Source organism: Geobacillus stearothermophilus ATCC 12980, from assembly GCF_030369615.1.
Lineage (GTDB): Bacteria > Bacillota > Bacilli > Bacillales > Anoxybacillaceae > Geobacillus > Geobacillus stearothermophilus.
In genome coordinates, this window is record NZ_CP128494.1 from 2,192,527 (window position 1) to 2,208,227 (window position 15,701).

A 15,701-nucleotide genomic window follows, 5' to 3' on the forward strand; every position below is an offset into this window, starting at 1 on the left:
CTCCTAATAGCCTTCATTTGCCTGTCGCGCAGCGGAAAGGCTGCGCTTTGGCGGACGCCGCCTGCGCCACTGTTTGATGACGCGCAATCCTGCTACCATAGCATGCCCGATTCGGAAATGAAACATACATAAAAACGACGTTTCCGAGACGGCTCGGTCGTACACGGGAACGATCGCAATCACCGGGGTCGTTTTCATGTTCATGTACCGTCTCGCCGCTCCGATAATAGCGTATTTCAACGACCAGCCAAGCCCGACGAGCAGCCCGGTCGATGCCGCATCACCCGTTCCGATGTTTGTCTTCCATTCCCATTTGGTAATCGTCACATGGCGATAAAATTGTTTCATAATTTCATGAAAATCGATGACGTGCTCCAAAAACTGTTTTGCTTCGCGAAAAAAGTCGGCGATTTTTTTCGGCGTCCATTTTCCTTTCTTTTCTTCCTTGCCGCGCGTCTCCCCCATCCCTTTTTTGTGGATGAACGCCACCCCGGGCGCTTCCGATTCGGTTTCCAGCTTGATGAGCGGAATGTGAATCGTGTAGCGGATGAGGCCAAACAGCGTGTGCACCACAATTTTGTATTCATCATCGTCCTGCCGATGGCGAAACACAACCGTCACGGAAAGTTTCATGAAGGCGGCAAGAAGGAACAACACCATAACGGCTATGGCGACTATGATTACGACTTTCAAGGCCCGTCCTCCCTTTCACCATATCATTGTCGCCATATGGAAAAAAAATAAACCTGCCGCATGGCAGGTGAACAACGCCGTTTGCCCCGCAAAAGCCGGCTACTCGCGGATGACGATCGTATCGGCAAACTGGTCGTGCATTCCTTTTTTCTTTTCCGAAAAGGCGACAAACAAAAAGCCGACAAACAGCAATGTTTTGCTGATGAATTTGCCGATGACTTCGCGAAACAACACGGTCAGCCAGGTGAGCGGCCCTCCTTGTTCGTCGACGACTTTTAAACCGAACACCATCTTGCCGAGTGTCTGCCCGAACGCTTTCGTCATCAGCACAAAGTAGGCGTAAAAAACGACCGCCGCCGCCACCGAGGCCGGCGCAAACAACCCGTCCCGCTCAAGCGGCCAATCGAATAGGCGGAAAAGCGGCCAAACGACAAGCCGGTTGAGGCTCGAGACAACAATGACATCAAGGCAATACGCCCAAAAGCGAAGCCAAAACCCGCCGTAGCGGGGAGCGGGGTCCGCCGCATCACGGATGGACGCCGGCAGCGCCATCGATTGTGTGTCCTCCATTTCTTGATCCCCCTATTCGGCGTACAAGTACATAAGCCGCGGCGAGGATGGGCGCGACAACAGGCGGATGAGCCCGGCCGCCTCGCTGTCCGGCTTTATCTGGTTCGACACCATCTCAAAGAGAGAGCTCCACGGCGCATCGTTCACGTATTTTACGACTTGAGCGCCGGTTAAATGATGCTCTTTTTTGAGCGCAGCGATCACGTCATCCAAGTAGCCGAACTCGTCGACAAGGTGGAGCGCCTTCGCCTGTCGCCCGTCATAAATGCGGCCGTCCGCCAGCTTGCGCACCGTATCTTCCGGCAGCTTTCTCCCTTTGGCTACCACATCCACAAACGCATCATACGAATCATTGATCAGCCGCTGCAAAATCTCCCGTTCCGCTTCGGTCATTTTGCGCGCCGGATTCATGAGGTCTTTGTACGGCCCGCTTTTGATCGTGACAAGCTCGACGCCGTACTTCTTTGCCAGCCCTTCATAGTTGACGCTTTGCATGATGACGCCGATGGAGCCGGTGATCGTCTCCGGGCTGGCGAAAATTTTATCGCCGGCCGCCGCGATATAGTAACCGCCCGAGGCGGCCATGGTCCCCATCGATACATAAATCGGCTTGTTCGTCTTCTTTTTCAGCTTCATCAGCTGATCGTAAATTTCCGCGCTTTCCGCGACACCGCCGCCCGGCGAATTAATGCGCAAGATGATCGCTTTGACGTCTCGATCTTCCTTCGCCTGTTTGATCATTTGCAAAAACGTTTGGTGATTGTACTGTGATGAGGAAAGAAACGACTCCGCTTCCCCCGCATCTTGAATCACTCCGTTCACTTCCAACACTGCGATTTTTTTCAACGGGTCGCCCTCGGCGATGACTTCTTCGCTAAATGGCGACTCCATGAGCGCCAGCCACCTTTCCGACCAGCCGCCCTCCTTGTCGGACAAAAGAACGCCAACCGCCTGAACAAGCACGGAGATCACAAACAAGGCGGCGGCGATGGCCAACGCCGTCCATCGTTTTCGATTCATCATCTTCCCCCCTTTGCATCGGCTGCCATATTTTTAGAATCGTGGCAAACGTGGTACAATATTCATTGTACATCGGTTCAAGATTCGACGCTACTAGGAGGATGCAAAATATGGATACCGAACGCAACCGCCTTTATTTTTTTTATAAGCGCGACGATGAACTCGTCCGGCGAGTGAAGCCGCTCATCGAACGGGCTGAGCGCGGGCCGTTTGTCGTTGTCGACGACTATCGGGAAGCGAACATCATTGTCAGCATCGGCGACGACGGCGCGTTTTTGCAGGCGGTCCGGCAGACGGGATTTCTTCCTGACCGTTTGTACGTCGGCGTGTCCGTCTTGCCGGCGCGCGGGTTTTACTGCGATTTCCATATTGACGACATCGATCATATGGTGGAAGCGGCGAAAAATTGGAAACTCGAAGTGCGGCGCTACCCAATCATCGAAGTGACGATCGACGGCGCGGCTTCGTTTTTCTGCTTAAACGAATGTTCGATCCGCTCGCAAATCATTAAAACGATGGCGGTCGACGTGTTCATCGACGATTTGCATTTTGAGACGTTCCGCGGCGACGGCATTATCGTCTCGACGCCGACCGGCAGCACCGGCTACAATAAATCGGTGCACGGAGCGGTCGTCGATCCGCTCTTGCCGTGCTTTCAAGTGAGCGAACTCGCCTCGCTCAACAGCAACCGCTATCGGACGCTCGGCTCGCCGTTCATTTTGAGCGGCTCGCGGACGTTGACGCTGAAAATGTTGGAAGAAACAAGCCATTTTCCGATCATCGGCCTCGACAATGAGGCGCTCAGCATCCAGCACATTGAACGGATCGACATCCGCCTGAGCGACCGGGTCGTGAAAACGGTGCGCCTAAAAGACAATTCGTTCTGGGATAAAGTGAAACGCGTCTTTTTGTGAAGCGTGTGTCTGTTCTCCCGGCGAAACACCGGATCTAAAATGGCGAATCCGTTCGACGCGCATGCGGCAAGAGGGTGTCTCGCAACGAGACACCCTCTTGTTTGGTCGCCGCGCGGACATCGCTCCGCTTCTGGCAACGGCCAGCTCAACCGGCTCTTTCTACTTACGACGACCGGCCGACAAGGCGGGCTTCCCGCTCGCGCAGCTCGACGCGGCGGATTTTTCTGGACGCCGTTTTCGGCAAATCGTCGACAAACTCGATTTTGCGCGGGTATTTGTACGGCGCCGTCAACTGTTTCACATGTTCTTGCAGGGCCGGAATCAGAGACGAATCGTCTTTGTCGACCCCGTCGCGCAGCACGACAAACGCTTTGACAACATGGCCGCGCACTTCATCTGGACTGGCGACAACGGCGCACTCTTTTACGGATGGGTGCTTGACAAGCGCGTCTTCGACTTCAAACGGGCCGATCGTATAACCGGCGCTGATGATGATGTCATCCCCGCGGCCTTCAAACCAGAAATAGCCGTCTTCGTCTTTGCGCGCTTTGTCTCCTGTAATGTAGTAGTCGCCGCGGAACTGCATCGCTGTCCGCTCCAGATCTTTGTAATAATACTTAAACAGCGCCGGCGTCTCGATATGGACGGCGATGTCGCCGACTTGTCCGGGCGGGCACGGCTCGCCGTTTTCATCGATAATTTCGACGCGGTTGCCTGGCGTCGGTTTCCCCATCGAACCCGGCTTGATGGGCATTCCTTTCATGACGCCGACCAGCAGCGTGTTTTCTGTCTGGCCGTAGCCGTCTCGCACTTCGACGCCGAAATGCTTGGCAAACGTGTCGATCACTTCGCGGTTGAGCGGCTCTCCGGCGGACACGGCGCTGTGCAAATGAGATAGATGATAGCGGCCGATGTCCGGCACTTTCGCCATCAAACGATACTCGGTCGGCGTGCAGCACAGCACATTGATGTTGTATTTTTCCAATAGCTGTAAATATTTTTCCGGCTCAAAGCGGCCGTAATAGACAAAGCCGGTCACCCCTGAGCCGAGCACCGATAAAAACGGGCTCCAAATCCATTTTTGCCATCCCGGTCCGGCCGTCGCCCAAACGAGGTCGCCTTCTTCAATGCACAGCCAGTTTTTCGCAGCCGTGCGCAAGTGGGCGTACGCCCAACCATGGCAATGCACAACCCCTTTCGGATTGCCGGTCGTGCCGGATGTGTACGACAAAAACGCCATATCATCGCGCGAGGTATCCGCCGCCTCAAGCGTTTCGCTCTCTTTGGCCATGGCGTCTTCAAGCGGAATCCATCCGTCTCGGGGTTCCCCGATGACGAACTTCGTCAAACGTTCGATGCCGTCAATCGGCGCAAATTCGTCCGTATACGGCGCATAAGCGACAACCGCCTTCGCTTCGCTATGGACGAGCCGATATTGCAAATCCTTTGTCCGCAGCATCTCCGAGCTTGGGATGACGACAAGCCCGGCTTTGAGCGCCCCTATATACACTTCGTATGTTTCAATGAGGCGCGGCATCATGACGAGCACTTTATCGCCTTTTTCGAGCCCACGCGATAAGAAAGCGTTTCCAATCTGGTTGGCGCGCGCCATCAAGCGGCCGTATGTAATCTCTTTCGTTTCGCCTTGCTCGCTCTCCCATTTCAACGCGATCCGATCCGGGCCGGCGGCCGCATGCCGTTCCATTTCCGATGTTAAATTGTAGCGCTCGGGAGCAATCAAGTCTTCCCGCCTCATCGTTCCTCTCCCCCTCTGTCTTGTTTCGCCTTGGTCGGCATCTTTATTATACAAAATAGCCGTTCTATTTTGAATACCGTTTTTCTCATATGAAAGCGGCGGGAAATGCCCCCGCCGCGTAAGCCATCATTATGAAATTAGAATTGGCGTGCGCCGCCCAATTGTTGCTGCGCCATGGCAACGAGGCGTTTCGTGATCTCTCCGCCGACCGAACCGTTGGCGCGGGAAGTCGTGTCAGCGCCTAAGTTGACGCCAAATTCTTGGGCGATTTCGTATTTCATTTGTTCGAGCGCTTGTTGGGCACCCGGAACAAGCAATTGATTGTTGTTGCGTGCCATCTGTTTTCACCTCCTTGTACCTATAGAATGTGTGAAAACAGATGGCGATATGCAGCGATGCTTTTTGGTAAATTTTGAAATTCAAAACAGCTCGGCAAACTCATCGCCCTGCCCTGTTTCTTCATCAATGACGAGCGTTTCTGTGTCATTGACTGCCTTTTCCAGAAGCGGAGCGAGGTCGAGCTGGCTCTCATAATGGAACACTTTTTCTTTTTTTGGCTTCGTTTTCGGCGCTCTTGGCGTAAAAATGGTGCAACAGTCTTCATACGGAAGAATGGAAATATCATGTGTGCCGATTTGCTTCGCCAGCTCGATAATTTCAAGTTTATCCATCGAAACAAGCGGGCGCAAAATCGGGGTATTGGTCACCTCATTGATCACGTACATGCTTTCTAGCGTCTGGCTCGCGACTTGGCCGAGGCTTTCGCCTGTGACAATCGCCAACGCCCGCTGGCGGCGGCGCAGCGCGTCGGTGATCCTAAGCATCGCCCGCCGAGTGGAAATGAGCGAGTACTCGTTCGGAACTCCTTGATAAATGGCTTGCTGCACTTCCGTAAACGGCACGATGTGAAGCTTGATTCTCCCGCCGTATGTCGTCAACTTGCGCACGAGGTCAATCACTTTTTGCTTCGCCCGTTCGCTTGTAAACGGCGGGCTGAAAAAGTGGACGGCCTCGATTTCCAAACCGCGCTTCATCGCCAAATAACCAGCAACCGGGCTGTCGATGCCGCCGGAGAGCATGAGCATCGCCTTGCCGCTCGTTCCGACCGGCAGGCCGCCGGCGCCGAAAATGTCGCGGCACGTGACATATGTCCCGTCTTGGCGCACTTCAATGCGCACGTCAATATCCGGCTCGCGCACGTTGACCCTAAGCCCGTCCGTCTGCCGCAAAATATGCGCCCCCACCTCGTAGTTCAGCTCGTCGCTTCGATACGGAAACTGCTTATCGACGCGGCGGGCGCTCACTTTAAACGTTTTTCCTTTGTATGGGAGCTGGCGGACGGCGGCGAGCGCCGTATCCTTAATGGCGTCCAGATCGTTTTCGCACTTCATCGCCAGGCTGAACGAATGAATGCCAAAAACGGTTTTCAGCTTTTCGATAATCGGTTCATGCGGCTCGCCGTTTAATAAAATGTACATTCGGTCACGCATATATTCAATCTGAATCCGCTCGAACGCCTGCAGTTTGCGGGCAATGTTGTTTTTAAGACGCCGGACGAAGATGTTCCGATTTTTTCCTTTCGTCGTCATTTCTCCGTAGCGGATCAAAATGCGGTCATAGTTCATCATCTTATTCCGTTACCTCGCTTAATGTTTTGATCGCCTGCTTGATGGCTGCCACCGCCGGCGCGATTTCTTCCCGGCTGTTGTCAAACGACAAGCTGATGCGAATGCCGCGCTCGGCTCGGTCTTCACCAAGCCCCATGGCCAAAAGCGTCTTGCTCGGCGCCTTTTTTTTCGATGAACAGGCTGACGTCGTCGAAACGTATATTCCTCTTTTTTCCAGTTCGTGAACAAACACTTCCGGCTTCACGCCGCGCTTTAACGAAAAGTTGATGATATGAGGAGCGGCGCCATCGCGCGGCGTGTTGATCTCGATGTCTGGAATCGCCAAGAGCGCTTCAAGCCACTCGTCTTTCAATGCTTGAAGCCGGCCGATGTCCCGCTCGTAGCGCTCGAGCGCCAAGCGAAGCGCCTTCGCCATCGCGACGATGGCGGCGACATTTTCCGTTCCGGACCGAAGCTGCCGCTCCTGCCCGCCGCCGGCAATCAACGGCGCCAAGCGGACGCCTTCACGGACATAAAGCAAGCCGGCGCCGCGCAATCCGTGAAATTTATGCGCCGATATCGTGCATAAATCGACACCGGCTTGCTTCAAGTCGAGCGGCACTTTGCTGATCCCTTGCACCCGATCGACGTGAAACAATGTTTTCGGATAGCGGGACAAGAGGGCGCCGATTTCTTCGATCGGCTGCACCGTGCCAACTTCGTTATTGACGTGCATGACCGACACGAGAATCGTATCGTCGCGCAGCGCGCGTTCCACTTGCTCAACCGATACCCTTCCTTCGCGGTCGACCGGCAAGTACGTCACCTCAAAACCAAGCTCCTCAAGCTGGCGGCACGGTTCAGCGACAGACGGATGCTCGATTTTCGTCGTAATGATATGCCGGCCGCGCCGCTGATATTGCCAGGCGACCCCTTTGATGGCGAAATTGTTCGCCTCCGTTCCGCCGGAGGTAAAAACGATTTCGTTCGGCTTAACGCGCAGCATGGCGGCGATTTGTTCACGCGCCTGCGCCAAAAGCCGCTCCGCCTTCATGCCCAGCCCATGGAGCGACGACGGATTGGCAAAATAGTTCGTTGCGACGGCGACGAACGAATCGATCACCTCGGGAAATGGTTTGGTCGTCGCACTGTTGTCAAGATAAATCATCGCTTCCATCCTCCGCTCATTGTCGGCAAAATATCGCTGTACATCGTCCATCTTAACCAAAACAGGCGCCAATCGACAACGAAAACACACCGTCATTTACATTATTCACCAAAAACCCATTGAACAATCTTCCACCTGCGCGAAGAGGTGGGAGATTCTTGGGAACACCCGCCCCACGGCAGGCTGTCAGCCAAGCCATCCCCGTGCGTCCCACGGTTTGGCTGCCTTACGAAGACAGCAAACGAAGCCCCTCATTCAAGATATTCCGGGCGGCGTTCTTGTTTGAGGGAAGAGGCAGAAAAGCTTGTGTTCAGCCATATGATTCTGTGTTTTTTAGGTAAAATAATGGATAATCAATACTCGTGATCGGGTGGTTTATCACTGTTCGCGGCTGTTATCCTCCTGCCATAATTTCTGCACACGGTCAAACGCGCCCGGCTCGACTTCTTCAACGGCCGCCACCGCCTGCCGGAGCGCCTCCTCATAATCATAATGGCGAAATAAAAATTCGGCTTCTTCCAGCCCTTTGCGGACCGCTGGATAGCGGCGGCGGTAGCGGTTGCCGTATTGAATCGTCCGCTCCGCCAGCGTCGCCTGTTCGATCATTTCCACCGTCCGCTCATACAACCGTTCCACAGCCGCTTTCGCCTCCTCCAACGCTTGGTCGACCGCCGGCATGTCAAGCGGCTTTTCTTCAAGACGCGCGGCAACGGCTTGCAAGCTGCGTCTCGCTTCCGCCAATTCAAGCGCATACGGTTCAGGCAGCCCCGGCAGCCGGCTTTTTTGCACAAGGCGGAGAGCCTCGGCCAATGTTTTTCTCATGCCGTCAAGCTTTTCGCGGGCGATCAATTCGTCTTTGCGCAGCGTCTGCAGCATCGTTCGAAACTGTTCATGCTCTTCCTTCATGAGGTCGATCTGAGACACAAGCTGCTCAAGCTCCTCTTTCAGGAGCGAATACGCTGTTTTCGCCTCGGCAACGCGGTCTTGAATGAGAAAAAACCGCTTTTGCAACTGGTGCAGCTGCTTTTCGATGCTCCGGTACTTTTCGAGGTCGCTTGGCGCCAAATGGTAGCTTTGCTGGACGAACAGCGCCTCGGCCTCGGTTTCCTTCGCCTCGGCGGCGAGCTCCTGAAGCATGCCGCTGAGGCGCGGCATTTCCGTTTGCACATATTGATGCGCGAGCACTTCGTTTTCGAGCAAATCGTAGAGCGCGTCGATCTCTTCTTTCAGCTCAGCGACAATCTGCTTCGCTTCTTCGATGCGCAGCTCATGGATCATGGCCAGACATTGCTCGATTTTTTCCCGTTTTTCCTGAAGCGTGCGCTCCATGTGCAAATGGTCAAGGATGTATCCGCGCTCTTCCATCTCTCGATAGCCATCAGCCAACTCAGCGAGCTGAGCTGGCAACGACGTTTGGCATTCGCCAAGAAGTTTAGGAATATCTTCCATCATGGCTGTGAGCCGGCCGAGCTCTTCCTTCAGTGTCAGAACCACATCGCGCGCCGCCAAATAGTTGCCGGCTTCCGTCAATTCGGCAAACCGCTGAAACTGCTTTTCCGCTTCCGTTAAACGGACGTCAAGCAAGTCGGCAGCCGAACCGAACGTATAACGGTAAGCAAGCAGCGTCTTTTTCGCTTCCCGGTGAGCCGCACGCAGCTCCTCGATCTCCGCCCGGCTTTGTTCCTCGCTGCCGATCAACTCATTCACTTCATGAATGATTTCATGCACTTCTTCCTCAAGACGACGCAATCCGTCGGCGATCTGCCCAAGCAGCCGGCGCGCCTGCCGGTAGCGGTATTTGTCGAGCAGCCGCTCCGCGTCAAACAGCTGTTCTTCCACATTCGGCAGCTTCACTGCCACAATGTCGTCCCATTGCTGGCGCCATCGTTCAAACAGCTGCTCCGTCTCCCCTGTCATATTCAGCTGTTTCACTTTCGCCAGCTCATCCGGTACCGGCCGGTTCATCAAGTTGATTTTCCATTCCTCGAGCCGATCGATTTCCCGGTACATCCGCTTTCGGTACACATGATTATATATGATTGCCCCCGATCCGAGGAGCAGAACGATCCATGCCATTCCCATCCGCTGATGCCCTCCTTGCATTCAAGCTACTTCTATCGAACAAACGAAAATAGCGGGGAAGACAAAAATATATGTTTTTCAATGTTTTTATGATACCATGTTAACGACATTTTTTGACCAAAATTTTTATTTTTTTTACAAGAATCTTCACTATTTTTTCTATGATACATGAAGAAAGGAGGAAAATCGATCATGCGCGACGGGCATATTCATACGCCGTTTTGTCCGCACGGAAGCCAAGATCCGCTTGAGGCCTATGTAGAGCGCGCGATCGAACTGGGCTATACCGACATTTCCTTTACGGAGCATGCCCCGCTTCCTGAGCGGTTTATCGATCCAACGCCCAACCAGGACTGTTCGATGAAGCTTAGCCAGCTTGAGCGCTATTTGCACGCCGTCGCTGAGGTGAAAACCCGCTACCGAAACGACATTGCCATCCGTGTCGGGCTCGAAGTCGATTTTATTCCTGGCTTTGAGGAAGAAACAACCCGCCTGCTCGACGAGGTCGGCCCGCTGCTTGACGACAGCATTTTATCGGTTCACTTTTTGGCCTACGAAGGGCAATATGTATGCCTTGATTACAGCGAAGATATGTTCGCCGACATCGTCCGCTTGTTCGGATCGGTCGAACGCGTCCACCGCGCCTACTACGAAACAGTGCTGCAATCGATCCGCACGGAGCTTGGCCGCTACAAACCGAGACGTATCGGCCATATGACGCTTGTGCGCAAGTTCCAACGCCGTTTCCCATGCTTGGAACCAATGGATGAGTGGATTGTTTCCATTCTCGATGACATCAAGCAGTTCGGCTATGAATTGGACTACAACGGCGCCGGCGCCGCCAAACCACTCTGCCTTGAGCCGTATCCGCCGGGCGGCGTGATCGCCGAGGCGCGGCGGCGGGGCATCCCAATCGTCTACGGATCCGACGCCCATCGCGCCGCCGACTTGCACCAAGGACGGGAGAGGATGGACCGCGAGGCGCTTTCGGTTGACAACCGCCCGCAGCCGTCATAAAATAGGCGAATCAGCCATTTCCCTGCTTGCATCCTGCTGGATGTTGAGGCCAGAGTCCTGCTCCAACCATGATGAAAAAGGAGGCTAGTTCTATGTTTCGTCCCATGGCTTACAACGGAACACGCGAAGAAAATTACGCGCTCGTCATCGAACAGCTGAAATCGCTCATTTCCGGGGAACCCAACTTCATCGCCAACTTGGCGAACGCAGCCGCCTTGCTCAACCAGTTTTTCACCGACATCAATTGGGTCGGTTTTTACCTCGCAGACGGCGAGGAGCTTGTGCTTGGCCCGTTCCAAGGCTTGCCGGCATGCGTGCGCATTCCGTTCGGCAAAGGAGTGTGCGGCACGGCGGCCGCCAAACGGCGGACGGTGGTCGTTCCAGACGTTCACCAATTCCCGGGCCATATCGCCTGCGATGCGGCGTCTCAATCGGAAATCGTCGTGCCACTCATCAAAGACGACCGCGTCATCGGCGTTCTTGACATCGACAGCCCGGTGAAAAACCGCTTCGATGACATCGACCGCCGCTACTTGGAGCAGTTTGCCAGCGTGCTCATTTCCGCCTGACGAAAAAAGCGCACCAAGCGCGAAGAAGGAATCCGCTTGCTCGGATTCCTTTTTTTACACCTTATACAAATGACCGTCATCGTGCACAAAAATGCAGTTTTTTCCTGTCTCTTTTGCCATATAAAGCGCGGCGTCGGCTCGTTTGAACAGCTGTTTTGCATCCTCGCAGCCTTGGCGCTCCCACCATGACACACCGCACGAAACGGTCACCGTCGGAATCGTTTGTTCTCTGACTTTTTCTGTGATGCGGCGGGCAATCGAAATGGCGTCAGACAGCGGCACTTTCGGCAAATACACCGCCAGCTCTTCCCCGCCCCAACGCGCCGCCACATCGCCATCGCGAATGTTGGCGCACACCGTCTCAGCCACTTGGACGAGCACCCTATCGCCCGTTTGATGGCCGTACACATCGTTGATTTGCTTAAAGTTGTCAATGTCAAACAAAATGAGCGCCCCGGATGCATCGGATCCCATGGATGTTTGGATCACCTCGTCCAAGTAACGGCGCGTATGCAGCTTTGTCAAATAATCGGTGACTACCATCTTCTCGAACTCTTCGCGCAGCATCGCGTTCATAAACGCCAGCGTTGAATGTTGAACGAGGGATTCCAAGAGCTTAAACATCTCAAACGTAAATCGGTATGGCTCGCTGGCGAGCGCAATGCACAGTCCCTTCGTTTCCTTGTTTTGCTGCATCGGCGCCGCCATGATGGAACGAAACGAACCGAAAGCGGACACGCATACATCACCGGCAAATAAAATGTCATTTCCGCTTTGGCGCCGCTTTTCCACCCATTCGATATAGGGCTCGGACCGATGGTCGAAAAAAAACAGCGTGCTGCCTGGCAAAAGCTCCCGCTTGCCGTCGGCAAACAAGAAAAAACCGACTTCATCCGCGCCGAACGATTGTTGGATTTGCGATACCATGTACTCAATGGCTTCATGAAGCCGCGGCCGGGCGTTCAATTGGCGCATTGTGTCGTTGATCAGCTGCAAATCGGCGACAAGCCGGCGCGACTGTTCATACAACTTGGCGTTCTCAAGCGCACTTCCAGCCGTGCTCGCCAGCAGCGAAATAAAATGAATCTCTCGTTTTGGAAATGGCGCAGCGTATGGGGCGATCATTTCAATCACCCCATACACCGCCTGCACCCCTTTAATCGGGGCATACAGCACCGAGCGCGGCGGCGCCTCCATCACCTCGCATTGCACTTGTCCAGTCAAAAACGCCCGCAACGCCGCCTTCTGTTTTTCCCTTTCATCCAATACAAGCGTTTTAATCGGCAAATTTCCGCGCAGATGGTTGTCATGCGACAACAGAAGGTGGTAGGTGAATGATGGATAGACGTTTTGCAGCGTGCGGATAATTTCTTCAAGCACAACATCGATATGCATCGAGGAATGAATTTTTGCGGCAAAGTGATGCAGCTGTCCATACCGTTTCTCTTCGCCCTCTCCTTGCAGCACCGCGCTAAGTTTCCGAAACAATCGCGCCAAATCCGTCCGGATCTCCCACAACAACCGCTCGTCAAAACCGCCATCTTTTCGATACACGAGCTCGACCATCGCCGGTGTCTCATCGGAAAGCATGAAAAAGAGCCGGGCCGCCATATGCGGCCCACCGGCATCGACAACAGCGACTTTCCGCTCTCCATCAGCCGCGATCGGCCTAGCGTCCGGCGTCCCAACCGCGGCCGCTTCCGGATAAAAGGCAGCCCGCACCGGGTCGTACAAATAAAAAACGGCTTGCTCGAGCGCCAGCTCTTCTTTTAGCAGCGCGAGCAACTCGCCCGCCGCCGCCGAAAACGGCCTATCGTCCTGAAACGCTAAAAACCAGTGGAAAAATTTTTGTTTAAATGATTCATACCGCTTCATTTCTTCCTTGTTCATCGCCTTTTCCACCCAAACCGGCATCATCATTCCAAATAAGAGAATGGGATGACAATTTTTCTAAAAATTGCATTTTTTATTATATCATACAAATAGAGAAGAAGGGAAACAAAATGTTGACTTTATCCTCTAAAAATCATATAATAGCCTTTGTGTAAAATATAGCAGCCTTTGTGCCCACTTTTATGGTTCATTTTGTTCCTCGACCCGCCGAGGTGCATCGTGTAACTCTTAGCTGCGAGAGCGAGGATGCATGAAAACAAAATGGCCATAATTGTTGGCGCACATCTGCTTTTATTTTACGGGAATAAAAGCGTAAGGAGGAGCAACGAATGGCTCGTTATACTGGCCCAATGTGGAAAATTTCCCGCCGCCTTGGCATCTCGTTGAGCGGCACGGGGAAAGAATTGCAAAAACGTCCGTATCCGCCTGGCCAACACGGTCCGGGGCAACGGCGGAAATTGTCGGAATATGGCTTGCAGCTGCAAGAAAAACAAAAGCTGCGCCATATGTACGGCGTGAACGAACGCCAATTCCGCAAAACGTTTGAAGAAGCAGGCAAAATGCCGGGCAAACACGGCGAAAACTTCATGATTTTGTTAGAATCGCGCCTAGACAACCTCGTCTATCGCTTAGGGTTGGCCCGCACGCGCCGTCAAGCCCGCCAGCTCGTGACGCACGGCCACATTTTGGTCGACGGCAGCCGCGTCAACATCCCGTCGTACCGCGTCAAACCGGGACAAACGATCGCCGTTCGCGAAAAATCGCGCAACTTGCAAGTGATTAAAGAAGCGCTCGAAGCGAACAACTACATTCCAGATTACTTGTCGTTTGATCCGGAAAAAATGGAAGGGACGTACACCCGCTTGCCGGAGCGTTCCGAACTGCCGGCGGAAATCAACGAAGCGCTCATCGTCGAGTTCTACTCGCGTTAAGGCGCAAAAAAGATCCGAAATGCATCAGCATTTCGGATCTTTTTTCTTAGGCGTAGCGAATCAAATAATACTTTTTCTTCCCGCGGCGGATGACCGTAAACCGCCCCTCAAGGCGGTGTTCAGCCGTTAATATGGCTCCGACGTCTTGAAGGCGCTCGCCGTTGACGTAAATGGCGCCGTTTTGGATGTCTTCGCGCGCTTGTCGCTTCGATGGCGAAATGCCGGCAGAAACGAGCAGCTCGACAAGCGGAACGTCGCCTCCTTCATGAACGAATGACGGTACATCTTTGAACCCTTGCTCAATTTCCGCCGCTGTCAAATTGGCAATGTCGCCGCTAAAGAGCGCTTCAGAAATGCGAATCGCTTGCCTGAGCGCCTCTTCGCCGTGCACGAGCTTTGTCACTTCCTCAGCAAGCGTCTTTTGGGCCGCCCGCTTCTCTGGGGCCTCACGAAGCTCTTGTTCAAGCGCTTCGATTTCCTCTTTCGACAGGAACGTAAAATACTTCAAGTAACGGATCACATCGCGGTCATCGGTGTTGATCCAAAACTGGTAAAACTCGTACGGCGACGTTTTCTCTTTGTCGAGCCAAATCGTGCCGCTTTCCGTTTTCCCGAATTTCGTGCCGTCCGCTTTCGTCACAAGCGGGATCGTCAAGCCAAACGCCCGCGCCTCGCCTTTCGTTTTGCGAATAAGCTCAAGCCCTGCCGTGATGTTGCCCCATTGGTCGCTCCCGCCGATTTGCAGGCGGCATCCTTCCGTCTCGTACAGGCGGAGAAAATCGTATGCCTGCAGCATCATATAGCTGAACTCGGTAAATGAAATGCCCGTCTCGATGCGCGATTGAACCGACTCTTTCGCCATCATGTAGTTGACGCTGAAATGCTTGCCGACGTCGCGCAAAAACGTAATGACATCCAGCGGCCCGATCCAGTCGTAGTTGTTTTTGATTTTCGCCGGATTGCCGTCCGCTTCAAAATCTAAAAAGCGGCCGAGCTGTTCTTTAATACGCGCGCTCCATGCCTCGACGGTTTCTTTGGCATTGAGCGTGCGCTCGCTTTTTTTCCCGCTCGGGTCGCCGATCAACCCCGTCGCTCCGCCGACTAGAGCGATCGGCCGGTGCCCCGCCTGCTGGAAGCGGCGCATCGTCAAAATGGTGGCCAAGTGGCCGATATGCAAACTGTCCGCCGTCGGGTCAAACCCGCAGTAGAGCGTCACCCGCTCCTCATTTAACAGTTTGCGCAACCCGTCTTCATCCGTCGTTTGGTTGACGAGCCCGCGCCATTGCAATTCCGCAAGCAAATCCATGTCCTTCACCTCTTTATAAATGTCATGCAAAAGAAAACACCCGCCCGTGATGAAGGGGCGAGTGTTCGTCGCGGTACCACCCTACTTAGAAAGCATGGTGCTTTCTCACTCATTTGGATAACGGCGCCGGCCGGCGGATGGCTACTAGGTGCCAAAAACGTTCGCCATCGCTGC

At 53.9% G+C, this 15,701-nt stretch carries 14 protein-coding genes and 1 other annotated feature (1 of these 15 running past the window's edge); of the genes, 4 read left to right on the forward strand and 10 right to left on the reverse strand.

Going from position 1 to position 15,701, the window contains the following annotated elements:
* Positions 1-3 precede the first annotated feature (3 nt).
* The 3 genes from QSJ10_RS11860 to sppA form a co-directional block, all read right to left on the reverse strand.
* Positions 4-693, reverse strand: a complete 690-nt coding sequence (locus QSJ10_RS11860) for a DUF2953 domain-containing protein (RefSeq protein ID WP_033014483.1) — start codon at positions 691-693, stop codon at positions 4-6.
* Positions 694-792: 99 nt separating this feature from the next.
* Positions 793-1,245 (reverse strand): RDD family protein, encoded by a 453-nt coding sequence (locus QSJ10_RS11865; protein WP_100664331.1) that lies wholly within the window; start codon positions 1,243-1,245, stop codon positions 793-795.
* A 30-nt stretch (positions 1,246-1,275) separates the two neighbouring features.
* A complete protein-coding gene (gene sppA / locus QSJ10_RS11870) occupies positions 1,276-2,283 on the reverse strand; it encodes a signal peptide peptidase SppA (protein WP_053532820.1) in 1,008 nt (335 codons plus the stop codon).
* Between the two features lie 110 nt (positions 2,284-2,393).
* On the opposite strand from sppA, the gene QSJ10_RS11875 reads away from it, so the two are divergent.
* The gene (locus tag QSJ10_RS11875; RefSeq protein ID WP_033014487.1) at positions 2,394-3,197 is read left to right on the forward strand and encodes an NAD kinase; all 804 of its coding nucleotides are present in this window, start codon (positions 2,394-2,396) and stop codon (positions 3,195-3,197) included.
* 163 nt (positions 3,198-3,360) lie between these two features.
* Here QSJ10_RS11875 and mbcS read toward each other — a convergent pair whose 3' ends face one another.
* The 5 genes from mbcS to ezrA all read right to left on the reverse strand — a co-directional run bounded on the left by mbcS (position 3,361) and on the right by ezrA (position 9,810).
* Positions 3,361-4,953: an acyl-CoA synthetase MbcS gene (gene mbcS / locus QSJ10_RS11880; RefSeq protein WP_033014489.1), complete on the reverse strand. Its 1,593-nt coding sequence runs from the start codon at positions 4,951-4,953 to the stop codon at positions 3,361-3,363.
* Positions 4,954-5,090: 137 nt separating this feature from the next.
* Positions 5,091-5,291, reverse strand: a complete 201-nt coding sequence (locus QSJ10_RS11885; protein ID WP_033014490.1) for an alpha/beta-type small acid-soluble spore protein — start codon at positions 5,289-5,291, stop codon at positions 5,091-5,093.
* Between the two features lie 81 nt (positions 5,292-5,372).
* Positions 5,373-6,578, reverse strand: coding sequence for a tRNA uracil 4-sulfurtransferase ThiI (gene thiI, locus QSJ10_RS11890; protein WP_033014580.1), 1,206 nt, complete (start codon positions 6,576-6,578; stop codon positions 5,373-5,375).
* Positions 6,579-6,582: 4 nt separating this feature from the next.
* A complete protein-coding gene (locus tag QSJ10_RS11895) occupies positions 6,583-7,728 on the reverse strand; it encodes a cysteine desulfurase family protein (protein WP_033014582.1) in 1,146 nt (381 codons plus the stop codon).
* Positions 7,729-8,106: 378 nt separating this feature from the next.
* Positions 8,107-9,810: a septation ring formation regulator EzrA gene (gene ezrA, locus QSJ10_RS11900; RefSeq protein ID WP_033014492.1), complete on the reverse strand. Its 1,704-nt coding sequence runs from the start codon at positions 9,808-9,810 to the stop codon at positions 8,107-8,109.
* 192 nt (positions 9,811-10,002) lie between these two features.
* Here ezrA and hisJ point away from each other — a divergent pair, with 192 nt between their 5' ends.
* Together hisJ and QSJ10_RS11910 are read left to right on the forward strand one after the other, a co-directional pair.
* The gene (gene hisJ, locus QSJ10_RS11905; RefSeq protein ID WP_053532819.1) at positions 10,003-10,827 is read left to right on the forward strand and encodes a histidinol-phosphatase HisJ; all 825 of its coding nucleotides are present in this window, start codon (positions 10,003-10,005) and stop codon (positions 10,825-10,827) included.
* Positions 10,828-10,919: 92 nt separating this feature from the next.
* Entirely contained in the window at positions 10,920-11,396 is a 477-nt protein-coding gene (locus tag QSJ10_RS11910) for a GAF domain-containing protein (RefSeq protein WP_011232274.1), read from the forward strand.
* Between the two features lie 54 nt (positions 11,397-11,450).
* On the opposite strand, the gene QSJ10_RS11915 is transcribed toward QSJ10_RS11910, so the two are convergent.
* Complete coding sequence (locus tag QSJ10_RS11915) at positions 11,451-13,286, reverse strand: diguanylate cyclase (RefSeq protein ID WP_053532825.1); 1,836 nt, start codon at positions 13,284-13,286, stop codon at positions 11,451-11,453.
* Positions 13,287-13,618: 332 nt separating this feature from the next.
* Between QSJ10_RS11915 and rpsD the strand changes: the two genes are divergently transcribed.
* The gene (gene rpsD / locus QSJ10_RS11920) at positions 13,619-14,221 is read left to right on the forward strand and encodes a 30S ribosomal protein S4 (protein ID WP_033014494.1); all 603 of its coding nucleotides are present in this window, start codon (positions 13,619-13,621) and stop codon (positions 14,219-14,221) included.
* A gap of 46 nt (positions 14,222-14,267) precedes the next feature.
* Here rpsD and tyrS read toward each other — a convergent pair whose 3' ends face one another.
* Positions 14,268-15,527, reverse strand: coding sequence for a tyrosine--tRNA ligase (tyrS, locus tag QSJ10_RS11925; RefSeq protein ID WP_033014498.1), 1,260 nt, complete (start codon positions 15,525-15,527; stop codon positions 14,268-14,270).
* Positions 15,528-15,577: 50 nt separating this feature from the next.
* Positions 15,578-15,701, reverse strand: a binding site (T-box leader) (it continues 101 nt past the right edge of the window).

What these genes read in the sequence shown, in the direction of transcription:
- QSJ10_RS11865 (WP_100664331.1), bottom strand. Translation starts at nt 1,245, where the DNA reads ATGGCGCTGCCGGCGTCCATCCGTGATGCGGCGGACCCCGCTCCCCGC.
- sppA (WP_053532820.1), bottom strand. Translation starts at nt 2,283, where the DNA reads ATGAATCGAAAACGATGGACGGCGTTGGCCATCGCCGCCGCCTTGTTT.
- QSJ10_RS11875 (WP_033014487.1), top strand. Translation starts at nt 2,394, where the DNA reads ATGGATACCGAACGCAACCGCCTTTATTTTTTTTATAAGCGCGACGAT.
- mbcS (WP_033014489.1), bottom strand. Translation starts at nt 4,953, where the DNA reads ATGAGGCGGGAAGACTTGATTGCTCCCGAGCGCTACAATTTAACATCG.
- QSJ10_RS11885 (WP_033014490.1), bottom strand. Translation starts at nt 5,291, where the DNA reads ATGGCACGCAACAACAATCAATTGCTTGTTCCGGGTGCCCAACAAGCG.
- thiI (WP_033014580.1), bottom strand. Translation starts at nt 6,578, where the DNA reads ATGAACTATGACCGCATTTTGATCCGCTACGGAGAAATGACGACGAAA.
- QSJ10_RS11895 (WP_033014582.1), bottom strand. Translation starts at nt 7,728, where the DNA reads ATGATTTATCTTGACAACAGTGCGACGACCAAACCATTTCCCGAGGTG.
- ezrA (WP_033014492.1), bottom strand. Translation starts at nt 9,810, where the DNA reads ATGGGAATGGCATGGATCGTTCTGCTCCTCGGATCGGGGGCAATCATA.
- hisJ (WP_053532819.1), top strand. Translation starts at nt 10,003, where the DNA reads ATGCGCGACGGGCATATTCATACGCCGTTTTGTCCGCACGGAAGCCAA.
- QSJ10_RS11910 (WP_011232274.1), top strand. Translation starts at nt 10,920, where the DNA reads ATGTTTCGTCCCATGGCTTACAACGGAACACGCGAAGAAAATTACGCG.
- QSJ10_RS11915 (WP_053532825.1), bottom strand. Translation starts at nt 13,286, where the DNA reads ATGAACAAGGAAGAAATGAAGCGGTATGAATCATTTAAACAAAAATTT.
- rpsD (WP_033014494.1), top strand. Translation starts at nt 13,619, where the DNA reads ATGGCTCGTTATACTGGCCCAATGTGGAAAATTTCCCGCCGCCTTGGC.
- tyrS (WP_033014498.1), bottom strand. Translation starts at nt 15,527, where the DNA reads ATGGATTTGCTTGCGGAATTGCAATGGCGCGGGCTCGTCAACCAAACG.